The organism is Bacillus sp. GC_Bacil_1, from assembly GCF_026540675.1.
GTDB lineage: Bacteria > Bacillota > Bacilli > Bacillales > Bacillaceae_G > Bacillus_A > Bacillus_A cereus.
This window is the reverse complement of record NZ_JALNUG010000020.1, coordinates 1-16,563: the sequence shown is the minus strand read 5'-3', so window position 1 is coordinate 16,563 and position 16,563 is coordinate 1. Positions and strand designations below refer to the sequence as shown.

Sequence of the window (16,563 nt, the reverse complement as noted above, 5' to 3'; positions counted from 1 at the left end):
TTTCTTATTTTTTATAAATGTCTATTCTAATTGTATACATCAAAACGGATATAAACTTCATCTGATAATAAGTAGGCATTATATATTCGTTGTTTATATATTGATAGTTCAAATTGTTTTCTATTTAATTCACATGCCAGAATAATTATATCCTTAGAACCTCCATAGGATTTTAAACTGATAGCGATATGGTACTGTCACTAATTACACGTACTTATTACATCTCTTTCTTTTTAAAAAGGGGATATTTCCACTTTTCTAAATAGGGATATTTCTATTTTCCTTTCCCTCTATTCTTTTTTAAAATATACATGGCTACTTTACTTTCTTCTAGGACCTCCATTTCTTATTACATCTTGTTCATTTTAGAAAAAGGGATATTTCCACTTTTCTAAATAGGGATATTTCTATTTTCGTTTTCCCTCTATTCTTTTCTAAAATATCCATGACTACTTTGCTTTCTTCTAGGATCTCCATTTCTTATTACACCTGATTATTACATCTTGTTCATTTGTAAAAAAGGGATATTTCTATTTTTCTAAATAGGGATATTTCTATTTTTTCTTTCCCTGTATTCTTTTCTAAAATATCCATGACTACTTTGCTTTCTTCTAGGATCTCCATTTCTTATTACACCTGATTATTACATCTTGTTCATTTTAGAAAAAAGGGATATTTCTATTTTTCTAAATAGGGATATTTCTATTTTTTCTTTCCCTGTATTCTTTTCTAAAATATCCATGACTACTTTGCTTTCTTCTAGGATCTCCATTTCTTATTACACCTGACTATTACATCTTGTTCATTTTAGAAAAAGGGATATTTCTATTCAAATCTTTAAAAAGGGTTCAATTTTTTTTTGATTTTCTTCGACATGGTATTACAACAAATGGACATGTAGTTTGTTATTAGCGTCCTACTATTATTTGGTTTAACAGCTTATTATAGTATTAAATCCGTGATAAGTGATGCTACTGTTGGTAAAGTAATTGAGGAATTTAAAGGGGCAGGATTAGAAGCAGAAGGTCTACTGATTTACCGTAAAAAGAATTTGAAAATACTAGAAAAGATGCAAAACGTATTCTAGTACCTTCTTGAGGAAAAGATAGTGACAGCAGCTTATTCACATTTAAAAACAAAGAAGATCTTGAGCAAACTAAAAAGTACTATGATGATTTAGGAAATGGAAATCAAATGCTATTCTCTCCTACATACGCAAAAGGTAATTTCTTTTTACAAATAAATGGGGATATGGAAGATGCCGAATTTAATAAATATAAAGAAGTTATGGATAAAACTATTAAGTAGATTAATGAATGCGTTTTCAATTTAAGGAAAGTGTGATAAAATTATGATTGGATGGGAGTCCAATACATATTAATATTATTAAAATTAAGATGGTTCAAGTCGGAGGAAGGCACATTAAGGTGTCTTTTCTTTTTATTATAAGAACTTTCTCAAGAATGAAGTCATATAATTTAAGAATTTCCCTGAATTAAGAACAAATTGTTATTACTCCTGAGCCAATTAATAGAGCTGCTGCAGTGGCTGGCATTGTAACAGGAATCTAAATACCCTCTACAAATAGTAAGTATTGACCATCTTATTACTTTAAAAAATATAAGTTACGTTCTTAAAGTTATCAAAAACTGTTTCTATCTTAAGGAAACTCAGCATTCACTTTCTTAAAGATTATAACTCTATTCAAAACTTATTATTATACTTGCAAATATCTTTCCCCATTCCTAGGTTTACAAGTTCCCTTAATATTAGAGAATATCGATAACAAAACAACAGTATCACTGAAATATTGATACTTATAAGATATTTAACCAATAACCTACAATCATTTTTAGAAATAGGGAATTTTCCCTATTTCTAAAAATGGATATTTCCCTATTCATTTAAAAATACTTTTCTAAATTTAAAATATAGAACCTATAATTGTGAAACACTACATTCCACTAATTATGTAACAATTAAATTTTTGTTCTACATACAAAAAAATCAAAAAGAATACGTAGAGTAAACTAAAAAAATTACTATTCTAACGTTTACCACTACTACTGAAGATTAAGAAAAAGAATTGAAATTCTTTTTGATACCACAATTCACTATATATTTTTAACCATGAAAATACATTTCATATCTGTTTATCATAGCTTTCTTTATTTTTTACTATACATCGTTTTTGGAACTTCAATAAAGAACAGAAATCTTATCTAAATTATAAAAAAATCAAGCATATTAAACTTCGTTTATCTAAATAAAGTCTTTATTGCAATAAATAAAACAAGCCAAAAACTTAACGATATTGCACTACCGTAATACAAACCTTTAGCAAAGTTCAATTTTCCCATCATGTTAATTACCTCTTATAATATATTTGTTTATAGAATATATGAACTTTGTTAATTCTTAATGGATTTCTTGTGAACTTGATAAGAATACAAAAGGGGATACTAAAATCTCAACTAATTAAGAACTAAATCTTGCAGGGTTTTTGAGCCTCTCTTTATATGTCCAATCGTCACGTGAAATGTTTTTACAGCTAACAGCAACTTGATCATCACACCATATTAAATCTCCAAATTGGAACCTGGCTTGCAATTGTACATTGTTCTGATACAAAAATACATCTCCATCCTTATATTTACCGTTTACGTATCCCATCAAAACCTCGTAGAGCTTCATTGTTATCCCCCCTTACTTTAAATTTAATTCGTAGATAATTTATTGTTCTTTCTACGGATATTCTCTACACTCATCATGATTACCTTCCATAATAAAATTTACAAGTTTGTATAATAACTTTGTTTTTAGAAATAGGGAAATATCTATTTATAGAAAAATGGATATTTCCCTATTTCTAAAACTTAATTCGTACATATTCCCTTCTATATAGTCGCTAACTATTAGGTTTTTATAAACATATAATTAATTAAAAGTTTTTATCTATTAAAACGTAACTCCAAACTCAGAACTAATTCTAAAAATATAAAATTCAGATATACGAAATCACCTAAAAAAGTATTATCCTACATCAATTTTGAATAAAAATTTATTACCTTGATTGAAAAAACGACCTTTATTTTTAATTCTAACGGCATATATAAACCCATTTAATAGAATGACATTAAAGATATGGGTATCGCTAAATATAGACTGCTAGGCACCTTATATTTAATCCTTTGAAATATTGACATTTACTTATTTAAAAACCATCAAAATAAAAAAATTCTACTCTGAATAAAACTTAATATTTTGTCAATAATATAGACAACCCATTTCTTAACCATATTCCACAACTGGAGTAGTTAGCTTTTGCTATCTACTCTTTTATTTGTGAACTTTTTAAATTAGCCTTTATATACTGTACTTATTTGATTGGTATAGATGTAGCAGATCGATTGAATAATAAAAAGATATTACCTAATAACTTTCGGTATCATCTATACCTTACATTGGAAAAATCGCCCTACCTTAATAAAATGTAAGTACGAGAATAATTATTTTTCACTAAAAGAATGAAATCTTTATTTCTCAACATCCAACACATAGAACTTAACTTCTAAAAATGATAACATGAAGGTAACTTTCAGTTGTAATTCTCAATATGTCATTCTTTTTACGTTTAAAAGGTCCTGAACCCCAATCCAGGACCTTTTAAACTATTTTCTGCTATATACGTCTCGATATCTTATTACTAATTTAGAGGTGTTTATTCAAAATCATCTTCTAAGGTATATCTCATCCTGTAAACCATAACTGCTATATAAGAGCCCTAACTCCAATACCCATATGTAGATATCTCTGGATTATTTATTTAAAAAATGAACTAAATCAATTTCATACCCTTAAAAAGTGACCGTTAAATAATAACAGTACCTACTACATCTTCTCTCTTAAGCCCTAATACTAAGTTTAGAAAATATAAATACTTGTAGATTTCTAAATAAATTAAGAAAAACATGGTAAATACAAAATGAACAAACAATTCATTTGAATAGTACCACAGTCTCACATATAGTTCCTATATTATTAGAAACAGAGCTATCTTTACGGCTTAACTAATAAAATGACAGGTGCAAAGAACATGACAAGCCATTACAATAAAACAAAAATATTTAATGTGTCTATTAAGAATACAGAATACTCGTGACAAAAAATACAAATAAGTTATATAAAATATGCGATAATATTGGTACTTTTAAATCTCTAGTCTTTTCATAACTCCATGCATATAGACACCCATTTATAAAGTAAGGGAAGAAAAACCAATCAAAATGAACAGCTGCAAAAATAGCATTGGCAATAATAATTGCTACTGTCCGATTAATTCGTTCGAATAATACCCCTAATCCTATAGGTAGAACCTTTCTGAAGATCCATTCTTCAATAATAGGAGCTATCAAAATTGGTACAACTAAATAGAAAAAATTCAGTTCAATTTTTATATTTACTTGCTCTGTACTACTTGTATCACCTCCCAAATAACCTTTTAGGAAAGAAAAAAAGAAACTGGATACAATTGCGAATCCAGTCGCCATTAACACCCATTTTCCTTTTTCTAATAATCCCTTTATGTTCAATTCTCTCCCTCCTTAGTCACTACTGTCCTTCTTTATTGTTTGTCTTTATATAAAGCAAATTCCTAATTTAAGGGTGTAAGGTACCCTACCTATCATATTAACCATAAAATAAAATGTACGAACAAAAGACTCAGAAAAACGCATAATTGCACTCGAGCATGATGTATTTTTTCCCATGATAAAATACGACATAACAAGAACACATAGGTATTGGCGTATAGGCACATGATTCCTAGAGCAACTAGAGATTCTAAGTAAGTGGGTTTAGGTGTCATAAAGCCTTTTAGAAAAACTATAAAAAAAAACAAGAAAATACAAAACTGACTCTATTTTTAACAATTATTAAAAATATTCTAAGTGAACGTCTTTCATATTTCGGTATTCTAATACTGTACCTCTTTGATTCTATAGTCTAAACATCTTGTAAACTTTACAATAGTAGCTTTCCATCTTTAAATTTAAGATTTTATTCTGTAAAGAATTATTTTAACTTGTTTTAGTAAATTCAAATACAATCTTCCCACTGGAATCTAACTTCAGATATGCATCAAATTCTTTCCCTGATTTACCCTTCATTCCTTTAATCAATCCTGTTTTCTTACCTGCTAGTAATTTCTTAACGTTTGCTTCGCTTATTTTCTTTGTTAAAAATTCGCTTGGAAGAGAGAATTTGCAACCTTCCTTATAACCCGTACAACCGTAAAACGTCTTGCGATTCGCTATGTCTTTACCACATTTCGGACATTTCCCTACGGAATCCTTTGTTTTCATTTCTTGCACTTTACTATCTATCTGAAGCTCACTAATTGAATTCGTGGCGTTAACAATCAGCTTCCTGGTAAATTCCCCTGTCTTCGCTACAAACACCTCTTTAGAACCTTGTTTCTTCCCGATTTTACGCAAATATCCTTCCCATTGCGCTGTCATTTCGGGCTTCGCTAATAACGTGCCGCCCACGGCTTCGCAAAGAATTTCACCTTTCGGTGTAACAGTCACTTTATTCTTTTTCACTTCTATATATTCTTGTTTTTTGAGCGTTTCAATGATACCAGCTCGTGTTGCTTCCGTACCAAGTCCCTCTACTTCTTTTAGGATACTTTTACTTTCTTCATCTTCTACTGAAGCACCGCATGTTTTCATTAATGTAATGAGTTGCCCCTCTGTATAGGGATTAGGTGGTGTTGTGATCCCCTCTTTCGTTTGTATCTTCCCTTGTACAAGTTCGCCTTTTTGTACAACAGGAAGGAGGTATTCCCTGTCTTCGCTCTCTTCTTCGCTTGGTTGATCTGCTTTGTAAAGTTCTTTCCATCCTAACGCTTTTTCCGCTTTTCCTTTTGTCGTAAGCTCTAATCCATTCATATCTGTTGTAATAATCGTTTCTTCATATTCGTAAGGTGCATAGAACATGCCTAACACACTTTTTAACACTTCCATATACAAGTTGCGCTGCTTGTCCGTTAATTGATCCACCTTTTGTTTCGAAGGAACATTTTTAGTCGCTATAACGGCATAGTGCTCCTGTACTTTTTGATTATCAACGTAGCGTTTATTTGGTTCTAGCGTTGGAGCTTGAAAAGATACTCCTACAAGAGATTGATATCCCTCTAGGTTTTGGACTAAATAAGCAAATTCGTTTTCTGTAATGTAATTACAATCTGTTCGTGGATATGTTACGAGTTTTGCTTCGTATAACTCTTGAACAATTTTCAGCGTATCAGCAGGTGAATACTTATACTTTTTATTCGCTAAAGCCTGTAGGGAAGAAAGAGAGAACAACTTTGGCGCTTCTTGTTTCTTCGGTTTTACTTCCACGGATTTTACTGCGCCTTGCTGATTGCCTCCTTCAGACAGCTGATGTTTCTTCAGTAGCAATGCCACTTCATTTTTCGTTTGGAATCGCTCTTTGTATCTTCCTTTATATGTTCCATTCATCCCTTTAAATTGACCTTCCAGTTCAAAGAAAGGGGATGGTTTAAAGTGTTTGATGTCCTGCTGCCGTTGATTAATAAGACATAAAACAGGTGTCTGAACACGACCTACACTATAAACGCCTTGTACACCTTTTTGACGTAATAAAAGCGTATATAATCGGCTTGCATTCATACCAATTGCCCAATCACTAATTTGACGAGCCTGTGCTTCAGCAAACATGCTCTCAAACTCAGAACCTTCCTTCAGGTTCTGGAATCCCTTTTTAATTTCATCTACTTCTAAGCTGTTGATCCATAAGCGCTTTATCTTTTTACTTGTGCATCCTGCTTCCTGAATGATTAAACGTGCGATTGCTTCTCCCTCTCTATCAATATCTGTTGCGATTGTAATACAATCTGCTTCCTTCATTAATTTTTTTACAACGTTGAACTGCTTTCTTTTATCCGCTGACACTTTATATCCGTAGCGCTCCGGTAAAATTGGCAATTGTGACATATCCCATTTTTCCCACTCTGTTTTATAATCTTGTGGTGATTTTAATTCCACTAAATGCCCGTATCCCCATGTAATATTCGCTCCATTTGGCATTAAGGAACAAGGCGCAATGGAAAAGTATCCATCTTTCTTCTCTACTTTCGGGAACGCTTCCGTGTATGCTTTTGCTTGCGATGGTTTCTCTGCAATAATTAATGTATTCACGTGTATTACTTCCTCTCATTTACAAATTTTACAATATTAAAAGGAGTAACACAGCGCTATACTCCCTACTATCATATAAAAGAAAAGCAACATATCGCTATGTCGCCCTTTTTAATAATTCTCATTCCAATTATTTCTAAAAAAAAGTAGCCTCCGTGCAGAAAGAATAAGGATTAATTAAAATTAATAATTTTAATATAAAAATAACTTATTTTAAATTTCTCATTTAAAATAAATAAAAATGACATATCACTTTATGTCATTACTTCTTATCTCTCGCGTCCCATTTGGCGCATATAGGCTAGTCTTCTTGCTCGTTTCTTCTGTTCATCTCGACTTTCTTCCTGATCCCGACCCTCTGTTTTCTTTTGAATCTTTATCTCATCTTGTTTTCCTATTGTTTCTTGAACCCCTGCACTATCTTTTATTGCTACTTTCTCTCGAATCTTTACATGATTTTGTTCCACTTTTGTTTCTTTAATCTCTACTTTATCTTGTACTTTTATTTTCTCTTGGATTTCTTTTTTATCTTTTTCTTTTGATTTTTCTAGTTCTTTCACTAATCCAAGTTCTTTATTAAAGTTCAACAGAGTAGAATTTTTAAATTTCCCTACCTTATGAGCGATTCCTTTCTTTTCTTTACGGATATAATCCTTTAAATATGAAACAAATTCACTTTTAATCGTGTCATAATTATCTTTGATATAATCATATTGTTCTCTATCTAAATCTGTCCGATTCTTTATGTAAGAACTCTCAGGAAGTATCAACGCATGAGAATAATCAATCCCCGCATTAGCGGATTTACTAGAGGGCGCATGAAATCCATTAGGATGATTCAAATTTGATCTCAATGGTAATAAAAAGTTATTGTCTTTTACCTTAATTGACACATATACATAAGGTCTTTTCACTTGTTTTGGAACGTTATTTTCGTCCAACATATTTTTGAAATGACTATTTTCTTCAAAATATTTTCTATTTAAATGAATAACATCTATTTTTTTAGTCATTTTGTTTTCCCCTCCAATAAAAAAAAGACAACCATATTGGTTGTCTTTTAAATTTAATGCATTAAATTTGATCATCGTTCTTTTAATTTATATCGTTGCGGAGGTGAACGAGTAAAAACTCCGCTGAATATGTCCCTGTTCTTTTCATTTATGTTATTGCGGAGATGAATCAGAAAAGAACTCCGCTCAATTACAATACCTATTATATACTAAAATTTCTTGGTTATCAATATTTTTTTTGGTAACTTTTTCTTTTTATACATATCATTTTTGTCTTCTTATCTACAACACATACGTAGCTTTTCTCTCTATTTAGCCCTTGAATAGAGTTTGAAAAATTCCCCATACACTATCGATTTGTATAGAAATATGATTTTTCCTATACATCAAACTCTTTTACTTTTATATTTATTCCTACAAAATTAATAACAGTTTTATGAATAAATCCTTTAGGTTTTTCAAAAAATAAACTCATATATCATATAGAATTAAAAAGCTAAAAGCTTATTATTCCATATGAGGCAAGCTCATAAACAATTACAAGCGTACTAATTATTAAAATTAGCTTTTCTGCTAGTCCACCGTAACTATAGTAAATAATATAAAACCCACTCTGAAATTTTTTATTCGAAATTGGTAATAACCACTTGATTCCCTTTTTAGAAAAACTATCTTCTACTAAATGTAGAAAATAACCAGCTAATATGCACATACCATTAGTAAATGATAACGGTGTCATCCCTACTGCAAATAAAATAGGAATCAGCACAAGCACTAAACCCAGTAGTGAATGAGTGATTCCCCTATGTCCAAATACTGTATTCATTAGGTCTGATACCCCTCGTGTTCTTCGACCAATCCATGAGTGCTGTTCATCTATATCTGGCAATAAAGCTCCAAAACTAATTGCTATAACATTTCCGACGGTGAGATTTCCTGACGATGCTAAAACAGGCAAAGCAACCGCTAGGCTCGTTGTAAGGTGCGTTTTATACTTCATGTACTATGTCCCCCAATATAATTTTCTAATCATCTATTCACCCGATCCATAAAACCATTAATCAACGGGTATAATTTTTTCTATCCATGAAGACACAACATTAACAATTTCTAATAAAGATAAATCCCAAAAACTAGGGAGACCATATAAATAAAATTTAAATAGCATTATAAACCAACTTATAAGTACGATTATTTTCCGTTATATCGTTTCAGCTATAATAAATAACATTAAATCTACTTTGTTTTGATAACTTATATTTGTATATATCAGTTTGCGCTTGGGGGAATTCCCAAACACTCAATCCCATTATTTGTTATATAGTTTTTTTCTTTTCATTAAGTAGTTTGATTTTTTCATGCTTCATTTTTATGTCATTTTTTATTAGCTCGATTTCCTTATTATTATTATTTACTGTTGCTGTATTTGAGTTAATCATATTTTGTGTTTTAGCTTTTTCTGCTTCTGTTTGATACTCCATCTCTTTTTTCAATTTATCATTTTTAATTTCTAGCTGCTTATTAGCACTATTTTTATCTCTAATTTTTTGTTCTAAATCTTTAATTTCTTTTTCACTATCTTTTTGTAAAAGTGTAAGATACTCTTTCTCATAAAAATCTTTTGACTCTTCTTTTAATGAATTATTTTTCAATTTATCTTTTTCCACAATGTACGTTTTAAAACTGCTATCCTTAATGTCCTCAGCATCTGTTTGTAATTCTGGATGGATATATTCAGGTTTAACCATTGAAGATACAACACCAAAATCTTCCGGTATGTTCTTACTAATGACAATAATATAGTCATCACTTGCACGATAAACTTTTGTTTTCACATCATCTTGTTTCTGCTTAATGTACTTATTTTCTATTTTATATTTCATGTTACTTAAAATTTGTGTATCATTTTCTGACTTTAATTGATAATCAATTCGTAGGGTTTGATTTGCTGGATTGTATTCTTTCTTGGCAACAGAAATTTTAACTGTAGGTGATAACGTTTGATAATCGCCTAATTTTAACTCTGGAAATTTATATGTAGCACCACTAAATACCGGTGAAATACAAAGTATAAAAAACATCGTTATAAAACTTCCAAGCGTTAGCAGGTAAGCCTTTCTTTTAGCATTTGCAGCCTTTCTTTGTCCCTTTTTTTTGTTAAATTTCAAATGCATAATGCTTCTCCCTTCATATTCACTATACTCACCTGTTCATGAATATTTTCAAGTTTGTAATTTGTATACTTCACTTTCCCATTAACATTGGGTTCATATTCACGTACAATTAACCAATCCACCTTATCTCCAGAATTATAATCAAACCACCGACAGGGAATTTCAACATACTTATCTTTCCTTATCCCTTTCTTTTTTCGTAATCTCAAAATTAAATATACACCTTCATTTACATAATCATGATTTGCTTTTAACTCACTCAAGCGCATGATAAATAATCCCTTTCTATTTGATGATAAAATCAACAAATCTACACTTTTTATAAAATTCATAAATAAGCCCCTGATAACAATTTGTTTACAGGGGCTTATTTTTCTATTTACCTTTTTGTTGGATATGTAATATAGTCTACAACCTTAATTTCATTCCCTTGCTTCTCTAGGGTTATTTTTATTAAATTTTTAATCGTGGTTTGTTTATTTTCTAATCCTTCAATCGTATACTCAACATCAATTAAAACACTACATTTCTTAGAAATATCTTCACTTGAGCCAATAAAAAATTCAGCATTATTTACAGTTGATTTAAAATTTGGATCTCCTATATCTTCCGTATCCGGTGCTACCATGTCCACTACCTTTTTATCTGTGATTTTCAATAAATTGTTTCTTCTCTCACCTTTATTCTTCACCGAATAATTTAAATAAGCATGAACAAATTGATTTGATATATCTTTATATTGATTTTGTAAATCTATTACTGGATTAACCCCAGATTTATCTTGCACATTAGTATCTTCATTATTAGACTTCGTACTAGCTTGATCTAGTTTTGATTTTAGTTCGCTAATAGTTTTATCTTTTTTATCAAATGTAATTTTATTCTCTCTATCTTTCTTATCAAATTCTTTCTTTGTGTTATATGTAAGTACACCACTATATATAATAGATACACTTAATGCACCAATTAAAATTTTCGTTAAATTATTCACAATCATTCCTCCATCTTTATTCTTTTATTTCACTCTTCGAATTCCTGCATAGTGTTGCTGCCAATACGATGACGTAAATTGATGATAGCCAATGCCGCTACCGTTTGAATCATACATTGTATTAGCATCAATATATATTCCTACGTGACTCACATGATTCGGTCCACCATATGTCCCTCTAAAGAAAACTAAATCGCCTGGTTGTGCATCTTTTGGATCAATCTCTACAGTGAACTCATATTGTTCTGCTGCTGAACCAGGTATTTTAATTCCTGCTGCCCTATATGCCCAAAAAGTTAACCCACTACAATCAAATCCTTGAGAAGCACTCTTCCCTCCCCATACGTAAGGATTACCATTGTACTTTAACACTTCATTCATCATTGTTTTAAAGGTATCAGAACCACCTGGAATTTGACCCGGGATCCCACCAGTCCCACCAGTTCCATCAAAACTTAAATATTGTTTAACTTTTTCTGCATAAAAAAAGTTACCACCATTTACATAGCGATAACCACCATTGTAAGCAACTGCAACAGGATCACTATATCCAATTGTTTGACCATTTTTATTACCACCAGCAGGTGCAACCACCGTTTTAGAATAATAGTCCGCGGTTTCTAAGGAATGTGTTTTATGATTTGCAGCTAACCATTTTATATAATAACGCCCAAAGTTATATCCTTGAACAATTGCTGATAAATCAGTAATCCCTAATTCTTTCGCATCAGTAAATACACCCTTCAAATGCATGACGCCATAATAAATAGAATCTTTAGGATTAGAAATGGTATTCATATTCCAACCTTGTGATTCAGAAGATTGCATAATATCAGGTAGTTTTTCTGAAATACCATTGCTCTCTACCATGATAATTCCTAATACATATGGCACAAATTCTGGGACACCTTGCGCTGCACATTCCTTTTCAACCATATCTTTCCATCTCATTACTTCTGGTGGTAAATTTTTTATTTGTCCAATACCAACCATTCCACCACCTGAACCACTCTTTGAATCGCCATCGGCTAACATTCCAGTAAGAATAACTAAAAAAAAGATGGCTACTACAAGAATTAGAATTCCTGTAGAACCACTTAATAGAGCAGTAAACTTCTTTATTTTTTTATATTTTTCTAAAACCGCTTGCTGAGTATTTGCCATCTTACTGTCCACCTTTAAAACGTTCTAATTGTTTTTCATCAGGATCAAACATGACATTATACGCTTCTGTAGAACTAACTTGTACAATTGCTTCACCACGCTTTAATTCAGGTAATATACGAAATTCCGATTCTGTTAAACTTTCTCCTAAAACACTTTTCAATGTATCCAAGACCGAGTTATCCATATTCAAAAATATTTTATATTGTGTTAATTCAAAAATGGCTTTCATCGTAGATACGTCAACTGTACTTCCTGGTGGTGGTAACATTTCTTGCGGTGATTGTGTCGCAAAAAATATACCTGCAAAGAATTTTCGCATCTCACGTTCAAACTCTAGGACATAACGGTTAGCAAATTCATTTTGCGAATTGATAACGTTATGACACTCATCAAGAAAGACCATAAAATATTTAACATCTTCAATTGAAAGATTTTTTTCTTCTCGTAAATACTTCATTTTACGACCATTTTTAAGTGCATGACTCCAAATCAAGGTTAATGCAGTGAATAATTGACAGTTGAAAACTGATTTATCGTACTTTGAAATCCCATCAATATCAAAGAAAACAATTTGTTCATCTTCAAAGTTTTTAAGAGTTGTATGACCATTAAACATATCACCATATACTGTTATCATATCTTCTACTTGTAATTTTATTGCTTCTAAATCACGGTGACGTTGTGGTGTTGCCCCTGTTTCCAATTTTAAATCGTTTAAGTACCTATAGAAATCTTCTAAAATTGGATAATTTTCAGGTGGAAAACCTGTTACTTTATACACTTGATTACTTCCCTTTTGAGGAACTAATCCCCACTCAATATAAAAAGCATACAAATGTTTACGAAACTCTTGAATCACAGTATCATCAAATTCTGAATTCAAGAATCGAATCATATTTGTAACTTTAGAGATATGCTGAATAAAAGAACCCTTTTCGTCTACCGCACCTGTATTTGTAATTTTAGTTGCAAATACTTCTAACGGGTTAATCATCCCTGTTTCTACTTCTTCTGAATCTTGTACCCCACTTAAATCTATAATCTTACCACCTTGCTGCTGCACAATTGTGTAATAATCCCTTGCTTTATCAAAGCCACGGATGAAACAATCTTTTGCAACTAATCCTTCCTCTATCTGTTTCAGCAATGTTGATTTACCAGCACCCATCTTACCAAAAATAAAACCACTAAATGATGTCCGAGTACCTGTAGATAAAAATGGATCTAAAATAAATGCGCCACCTGTTGAAGTTTGTCCTAGATAAATCCCTCTTGGGTCTTTTAAATCTTGATGATGAAACGGTATACCGTAACCAATATTCCTAGATGGCAGTGGTCGTCCGCTTTTTACTCCTAAGTATTCTACTTGATCATCATAGCTTGCAAACAAAGATTGCCATTCTTCTTTTTGTTTAAAAATAAATACCTGAGCTTTATAATCTTGTCCCGCAATTTCTTTCTTAATATCGCCAATTCTTTTCTCTAGTTGTTCTAACACTGGATCATATATGAATATACGCAAATGTATGAGCTTAACAATTTCCCCTTGCTGCGTAATTGAACGTGCAAAATCAGTTAGATTTTGGAGCTCCCAATGTGCATCATCGCGGTCAGTAGACCGACGTTCTGATGTCATACGATCTTTCAACTCACCAATGGATCGATTTATATCTTTAACAACCTCTTCTTTATTAGCAGTTGCTATATCTATACTTGAAATGGTATCTTTGTTATTCATAAGAGTTGTCAACCATAATGGAGGCACTTCTTCCGCAAGGGAATACACATGTAGACAAGCAACATAGCAATCTCCCTTAGCAATATATCGTTCATTAAATTTAATTCCACCCTGCGGTTGCACTCTTTGAGTAAATTCCAAATCATAACCTTCAGTAAGATATTTTTGTTGCTCTTTCCTTCCTAATTTAACCATCCTCATTCACTTCCTACTACATTTCTGAATTCATGTTTTGTAATTTAAAGATTAACTTTTCAACTTCTTTTGCCTTCATATTCTGCAAATCAAATTGACGCCCACCATAGCGCTTCATATCTTTCACATTCTTCACTAACTCTTTTTCATTTTTTGCATACACAACAATAAAAAATGCTAATTCTTTTAAATTTTTTTCTACCCATAGCACACGATTAAGGTTTTCAACAGCTAAACTATAGCGTTGGTACCATAAAGCTTCTTCCTCTTTACCTACTCCTTCACGATTCATTCTGTTTTGGAACCGTATAGCCATTCGTTTCCAAAAAACTTGTTGTACTGATGTTTCTGTAGAGTACGTTAAAGATAAAATTTTAAATGGCTCATGATACACACGACATAAACTTGTTAACTGGTTCATAAAACGCTTTAAATCATCTTGGTTCATAGAAAGTAAATCTGTTGTTTTTACCTTTAAATAAACCTGTAAATTATCTCTACGATCAACCAGAGTCCCTGTTTTTTTATCAATGCTTTTATACGGCGCTATGTCTACCATTAGGGCATCAGTTTTTTTAAATGATGCAAAAATAGTTGAAATAAATCCTTGTTTCTCAGATGCCTGCTCTTTGTTATTTTTCTTTATTTTTTTCACATCAGCTGTTGCAACCCTCATGTTCATCATCCCTTTCACTAAAATTAAAAAAGAGAGTGCTCTTTAAGCACTCTCTTTCAACTTCCTATTTTTCATAGATTCACTGTTGATTGTATTTACTTCAATCGGATGATAATTTTTATTATCCATTTTCAACATGTCCAAAATAACTTTTAAATTTCGATTAGTCGGACTATTATAGGGTTTAATACATAAAAACAAACCAAATAATCCAAATAACACATAGAACATTAATCTACCAAATCCACCGATTGGAACAACATTTGGCATATATCCTGCTAAAATTAGCATTACGGCTATAATGCCCCCATCAATTATATAGAAAAATGCTAGTTTTATTTCTTGTTTAATATTTTTGGGATTCCGGATCATTTCCACTACTATCATTCTCCTTTCTATTATCTAATCATAGGTTTAATTACCTTTTATAAACCTATGAACACCTATGTGTATAAAATTCAATTACAATTTTTCTTTTCCTTGCGTATTTCTCTCTCTAAAAAATCCTTATCTATATACTCAGCACTTGTTACTGTTACCCAAATAGGTTTCTTTTTTCTTCTTTTTAACAATTTAAAAATATGTTTTACAAAAGTTGTAATCATGCTTAACACAATCGCGACTCCTAACATGCAGATAGCAAATAGCCAATTATTCATTTCAGTATTCCTTCTGCTTTCTTTTAACTTCAGAACACTCTCTTGAGAGTTCATTATTTGAATACATACTTAAAGAAATATAAATTAGAAAAACAAAAGTAACAATGTAATGATATAAATGATTTAATTCAAAACTTATTTGAAAAGTTAAGATTCCCATTGAAATAACAAATCCCATTAACATCATAAGAAAGCTACATCTCAATTCTCGATTTTTCATTTCAAGGTATATTCTTTTTCTATCCGCAACATCAATTATTCTCACTTTAGAAGCCTCCTCATTTTACCTTCCTCGTAAGCCATTTGTACGATTATCGGTACTACCACGTTTTTTAAATCTTGATACACTTCCTTCCCTAACGTTATCTTGAACATTTACATCTCTTTGTACTGTGGTTGCTCCTGCTCTAACATCCGCTGTTACTTCACTACTACCTCGAACATTATTTTGAACATTTACATCTCTTTGTACTGTGGTTGCTCCCGCTCTAACATCCGCTGTTACTTCACTACTACCTCGAACATTATTTTGAATATTTACATCTCTTTGTACTGTGGTTGCTCCCGCTCTAACATCCGCTGTTACTTCACTACTACCTCGGACATTATTTTGAACATTTACATCTCTTTGTACTGTGGTTGCTCCCGCTCTAACATCCGCTGTTACTTCTCCACTACCTCGGACGTTATTTTGAACATTTACATCTCTTTGTACTGTGGTTGCTCC

At 31.5% G+C, this 16,563-nt stretch carries 15 protein-coding genes and 2 pseudogenes; 1 reads left to right on the top strand and 16 read right to left on the bottom strand.

All coding sequences use genetic code 11. The features are described from left to right. Window positions 1-643 precede the first annotated feature (643 nt). Window positions 644-772 (bottom strand): hypothetical protein, encoded by a 129-nt coding sequence (locus tag OXT04_RS24125; RefSeq protein WP_267418116.1) that lies wholly within the window; start codon window positions 770-772, stop codon window positions 644-646. Between the two features lie 135 nt (window positions 773-907). On the opposite strand from OXT04_RS24125, the pseudogene OXT04_RS24120 reads away from it, so the two are divergent. Further along, a pseudogene (locus OXT04_RS24120) lies at window positions 908-1,308 on the top strand (stress protein). A gap of 1,170 nt (window positions 1,309-2,478) precedes the next feature. On the opposite strand, the gene OXT04_RS24115 reads toward OXT04_RS24120, so the two are convergent. From OXT04_RS24115 to OXT04_RS24045, 15 genes and pseudogenes are all read right to left on the bottom strand, one after another. After that, a complete protein-coding gene (locus OXT04_RS24115; protein ID WP_000780738.1) occupies window positions 2,479-2,694 on the bottom strand; it encodes a hypothetical protein in 216 nt (71 codons plus the stop codon). A 1,445-nt stretch (window positions 2,695-4,139) separates the two neighbouring features. Next, complete coding sequence (locus tag OXT04_RS24110; RefSeq protein WP_001022017.1) at window positions 4,140-4,592, bottom strand: CPBP family intramembrane glutamic endopeptidase; 453 nt, start codon at window positions 4,590-4,592, stop codon at window positions 4,140-4,142. A gap of 486 nt (window positions 4,593-5,078) precedes the next feature. Then, window positions 5,079-7,223 (bottom strand): type IA DNA topoisomerase, encoded by a 2,145-nt coding sequence (locus OXT04_RS24105; protein WP_267418115.1) that lies wholly within the window; start codon window positions 7,221-7,223, stop codon window positions 5,079-5,081. Between the two features lie 269 nt (window positions 7,224-7,492). Further along, the gene (gene tenpIN, locus OXT04_RS24100) at window positions 7,493-8,236 is read right to left on the bottom strand and encodes a type III toxin-antitoxin system TenpIN family toxin (protein WP_000162210.1); all 744 of its coding nucleotides are present in this window, start codon (window positions 8,234-8,236) and stop codon (window positions 7,493-7,495) included. A gap of 496 nt (window positions 8,237-8,732) precedes the next feature. Beyond that, complete coding sequence (locus tag OXT04_RS24095) at window positions 8,733-9,236, bottom strand: metal-dependent hydrolase (RefSeq protein ID WP_000875859.1); 504 nt, start codon at window positions 9,234-9,236, stop codon at window positions 8,733-8,735. A 316-nt stretch (window positions 9,237-9,552) separates the two neighbouring features. Then, a complete protein-coding gene (locus OXT04_RS24090; protein ID WP_000550230.1) occupies window positions 9,553-10,410 on the bottom strand; it encodes a hypothetical protein in 858 nt (285 codons plus the stop codon). Then, the gene (locus OXT04_RS24085) at window positions 10,401-10,679 is read right to left on the bottom strand and encodes a DUF5513 family protein (RefSeq protein WP_033666662.1); all 279 of its coding nucleotides are present in this window, start codon (window positions 10,677-10,679) and stop codon (window positions 10,401-10,403) included. Before OXT04_RS24085 ends, OXT04_RS24090 begins: the two co-directional genes overlap by 10 nt. A 110-nt stretch (window positions 10,680-10,789) precedes the next feature. Beyond that, a complete protein-coding gene (locus OXT04_RS24080; RefSeq protein WP_001061785.1) occupies window positions 10,790-11,401 on the bottom strand; it encodes a hypothetical protein in 612 nt (203 codons plus the stop codon). 24 nt (window positions 11,402-11,425) lie between these two features. Next, window positions 11,426-12,565 carry a bifunctional lytic transglycosylase/C40 family peptidase gene (locus tag OXT04_RS24075; protein ID WP_098570435.1) on the bottom strand — a complete coding sequence of 380 codons (1,140 nt, stop codon included), beginning with the start codon at window positions 12,563-12,565 and terminating at the stop codon, window positions 11,426-11,428. 1 nt (window position 12,566) lies between these two features. Continuing rightward, the gene (locus OXT04_RS24070; protein ID WP_048563895.1) at window positions 12,567-14,501 is read right to left on the bottom strand and encodes a VirB4 family type IV secretion system protein; all 1,935 of its coding nucleotides are present in this window, start codon (window positions 14,499-14,501) and stop codon (window positions 12,567-12,569) included. A 16-nt stretch (window positions 14,502-14,517) separates the two neighbouring features. Beyond that, the gene (locus OXT04_RS24065; protein ID WP_001261733.1) at window positions 14,518-15,177 is read right to left on the bottom strand and encodes a hypothetical protein; all 660 of its coding nucleotides are present in this window, start codon (window positions 15,175-15,177) and stop codon (window positions 14,518-14,520) included. A 42-nt stretch (window positions 15,178-15,219) separates the two neighbouring features. Continuing rightward, window positions 15,220-15,555, bottom strand: a complete 336-nt coding sequence (locus OXT04_RS24060; protein WP_000425242.1) for a DUF5592 family protein — start codon at window positions 15,553-15,555, stop codon at window positions 15,220-15,222. 80 nt (window positions 15,556-15,635) lie between these two features. Continuing rightward, on the bottom strand, window positions 15,636-15,836 hold the full coding sequence (locus OXT04_RS24055) for a hypothetical protein (protein WP_098570434.1): 201 nt from the start codon (window positions 15,834-15,836) through the stop codon (window positions 15,636-15,638). Window position 15,837: 1 nt separating this feature from the next. After that, window positions 15,838-16,101 (bottom strand): hypothetical protein, encoded by a 264-nt coding sequence (locus OXT04_RS24050; RefSeq protein WP_001219968.1) that lies wholly within the window; start codon window positions 16,099-16,101, stop codon window positions 15,838-15,840. 18 nt (window positions 16,102-16,119) lie between these two features. Then, window positions 16,120-16,563: pseudogene (locus OXT04_RS24045) on the bottom strand (pLS20_p028 family conjugation system transmembrane protein); the annotation flags it as partial.

Bases quoted from the DNA above. Each gene is read 5' to 3' on its own strand.
- OXT04_RS24125 (WP_267418116.1), bottom strand. From the start codon at position 772: ATGGAGATCCTAGAAGAAAGCAAAGTAGTCATGGATATTTTAGAAAAG.
- OXT04_RS24115 (WP_000780738.1), bottom strand. From the start codon at position 2,694: ATGAAGCTCTACGAGGTTTTGATGGGATACGTAAACGGTAAATATAAG.
- tenpIN (WP_000162210.1), bottom strand. From the start codon at position 8,236: ATGACTAAAAAAATAGATGTTATTCATTTAAATAGAAAATATTTTGAA.
- OXT04_RS24095 (WP_000875859.1), bottom strand. From the start codon at position 9,236: ATGAAGTATAAAACGCACCTTACAACGAGCCTAGCGGTTGCTTTGCCT.
- OXT04_RS24090 (WP_000550230.1), bottom strand. From the start codon at position 10,410: ATGCATTTGAAATTTAACAAAAAAAAGGGACAAAGAAAGGCTGCAAAT.
- OXT04_RS24085 (WP_033666662.1), bottom strand. From the start codon at position 10,679: ATGCGCTTGAGTGAGTTAAAAGCAAATCATGATTATGTAAATGAAGGT.
- OXT04_RS24075 (WP_098570435.1), bottom strand. From the start codon at position 12,565: ATGGCAAATACTCAGCAAGCGGTTTTAGAAAAATATAAAAAAATAAAG.
- OXT04_RS24070 (WP_048563895.1), bottom strand. From the start codon at position 14,501: ATGGTTAAATTAGGAAGGAAAGAGCAACAAAAATATCTTACTGAAGGT.
- OXT04_RS24065 (WP_001261733.1), bottom strand. From the start codon at position 15,177: ATGAGGGTTGCAACAGCTGATGTGAAAAAAATAAAGAAAAATAACAAA.
- OXT04_RS24055 (WP_098570434.1), bottom strand. From the start codon at position 15,836: ATGAATAATTGGCTATTTGCTATCTGCATGTTAGGAGTCGCGATTGTG.